At 61.1% G+C, this 2,683-nt stretch carries 2 protein-coding genes; both read right to left on the reverse strand.

All coding sequences use genetic code 11. The annotated features are described in order from the left end of the window. On the reverse strand, positions 1-960 hold a 960-nt coding region (locus tag RR842_RS13615; protein WP_332730127.1), incomplete at its 3' end, for an acyl-CoA dehydrogenase family protein. Positions 961-1,144: 184 nt separating this feature from the next. Further along, positions 1,145-2,683: FAD-dependent oxidoreductase (locus tag RR842_RS13620; protein ID WP_332730128.1), on the reverse strand; the 1,539-nt coding region annotated here is incomplete at its 5' end.

Here is a 2,683-nt window from a genome sequence, read left to right on the forward strand (position 1 = left end):
CTTGAGCATGGCAGCGTCGTTGTTTACCGGAATACCGTTGTCCATCTTCCAGGCGGTGCGGTACAGGAAGTTACGCGTGTTCGAAAGCTCGATCTGCATCTCCACGATGTGCTCCTGCACGAGCTGGTAGGTCTTGATGCCGCGGCCGAACTGCTGACGCTCGTTGACCCAAGCGCACGCATCCTCCATGGCGGCCTGAGCCTCGCCCAAAAGCTCGGCCAGAAGCACGCAGCGCTCCCACTCGAAGTTCTTCATAAGCTGGTAGAAACCCTTACCCTTGATGCCCAGCAACGCGCTCTCGTCGACGACGACGTCGTCGAAGTGCAGCATGGCGAACGGCATGATCTGCATGCCGATCTTGTTCAGCGGCTCGATGGTGACGCCCGGCGCATTGGCCGGCACAAGATACATTGACATTTCCTTGTTCTCGCGCGCAGGGTCCTCGTCCTTACATACCACGATAAAGCCGTCGGTCACTTCGCCCTGGGTCACCCAGGTCTTCGTGCCGGTGATATGGATCTTGCCGTCGGCATCACGCGTGGCCAGGCACTCCATGCCCTGGTTGTCGGAGCCGGCCTCGGGCTCAGAGATAGCCAGGCAATACGGCGGGTAGCCGTTTTCCACGTAGTAATCCATGGCATACTTGATTTGCTCATCGGTGCCGAACTCGCACACATCGAACATGATCAGCAAGTTAGGAGCCATAGGGATGTTGCCGCCCGCGTGGTTCAACTCTTCGATGATCATCGACATGGTCAGGTGATCGACCGGGGTTCCGCCGTACTCCGCAGGCAGGCCGTACATGCCCCATCCCGAATCGACCCAAGCCTTGGCAACCTCAGGCGCGATGCCGCGGTTCTTGTAACCGGCGGCGATAACTTCCTCCGTCAGGTTCTCGCGGGCCCACTCGCGGATACCCTTCTTGATGCGGAGCTGTTCCTCGGTATAAGCGAAATCCATGCTTCCTCCTTTTACGTTTGCCTTTATTCAAAACACGTACCGTGTTTGAACCGAATTCATCGGCATCGCATGCTCACCTGCCCACACGTCGACGCCTTCCGCTGCACCGCGCCATCTCGCCCCGAGCGCAGTTTCGGGAAAACTGGGGTATCGCCGCTACTTAAACGCGATACCCCGCTGATTGCTAGAACGCCATAGCCTCTTTGTAGCCGGCATTGACGGCCTCGAGCGTGCGGTAGACCTTGCCGTCGGGCGTCGTGGCGTCGCCAATGAGCGTTGCCTCGGGGAATTCCTTCTTGATCTCGTCGTAGAGCGCCGTGTTGGCCTTGACGCCCAGCGACAGCAGCACCGTGTCGCACTCGAGCAGCTGCTCTTCGCCCGTCTCGACGTTTTGAACTTTCGCGCCCTTCTTCGTCACCTCGACGAGCTTGGTAAGCGGCATGAGCTTCACGCCTTCGCTCTTCACCTTGGCGATGGTGGGGTTCTTGTCGATGATGCCGATGCCGTTGCCCATCTTCTTAGCTTCCTCGATGACCGTGATCTCGCGGCCGTCGGCCATAGACTCGGCCACTTCCAGACCGGCGAAACCGCCGCCCACGACCACGACACGCTTGCCTACGATGGCGGTGGGACCGCTAGCCATTTTCAGGCCCATGCGCATGAAGCCCACGGTGCCGCCCTGCGCCTTGATGGCCGCGACGGCTGCCTTCCAGATAAGGCCCTTGCCCTCGGGCACGACGCCGGCCACCATATCCTTGATGTCCTGCGAGCTAACCACGTTCTTGCCGTCGATGCCCGGCACGTCCACGCCCAGCACCTCTCCGCCAGGAGCGACCACGACCTCGTCGGGGTTCAACGCACGCACGGCAGCGGCATCCACATACGTGTGCAGCTGCACGTCGATGTTCGGATGCAGCTTCAGCTCTTCTTTCCAGTACGTTACCAAGGGCTCGATCTTATCGTTGAGCACCTGCGCCATGTTCAGCAGGCCGCCCACGCGATCGGCCTTGTCCAGCACCGTCACCTTATGGCCGCGCACAGCGGCAACGCGTGCCGTCTCGAGGCCGCCAGGACCCGCACCCACGACGACGATATGCTTCTTGGCCTCGGCCGGCTTGTCCTCGGGATGCCCCATGCCGATGTTGTCGATGTTGCCGTTAACCGAGCACCAGATGGGCTGGCCCAAAAACGTGTGGTCCAGGCAGCGGCTGCATACGATACAGGGACGTACCTGCTCGGGATGGCCCGCGGCCACCTTGCCGGCCGTGTAGGCGTCGGCGATGAACTGACGCGCCATGCCCACGGCGTCACCGTAGCCTTGGGTGACCACTTTGTCGCACAAATCAAGCGTGTTGATGCGCGTGCCGGGGAACACCGGCTTGGAGGTGACGGTCTTCACCTGCTTGGCGAGGTCGATGAACTCGCCTTCGGGCACGATCTGGTTGGCCACGGGGCGCGGCGCCTCATGGAATCCGGCTTGCACGCTCCACGCGTCCACGCCATGCTTCTCGATGATCGGGATGAGTTCGAGCGTGTCTTCGATGCGGTTGCCGCCCGGCATGAGGTCGTCGGCGGAGATGCGCACGAGCACCGGCATGTCGGGGCAGACGCGATGCACTTCGTCGAGGATCTCGGTGAGCAGGCGAGCGCGATTCTCAGGGGTGCCTCCATACTCGTCAGTACGGTGGTTGGAGTACTTGGACAAAAAGCGCATGACCATGTA

Origin of the sequence: Gordonibacter sp., from assembly GCF_036667095.1 — a bacterium.
GTDB lineage: Bacteria > Actinomycetota > Coriobacteriia > Coriobacteriales > Eggerthellaceae > Gordonibacter.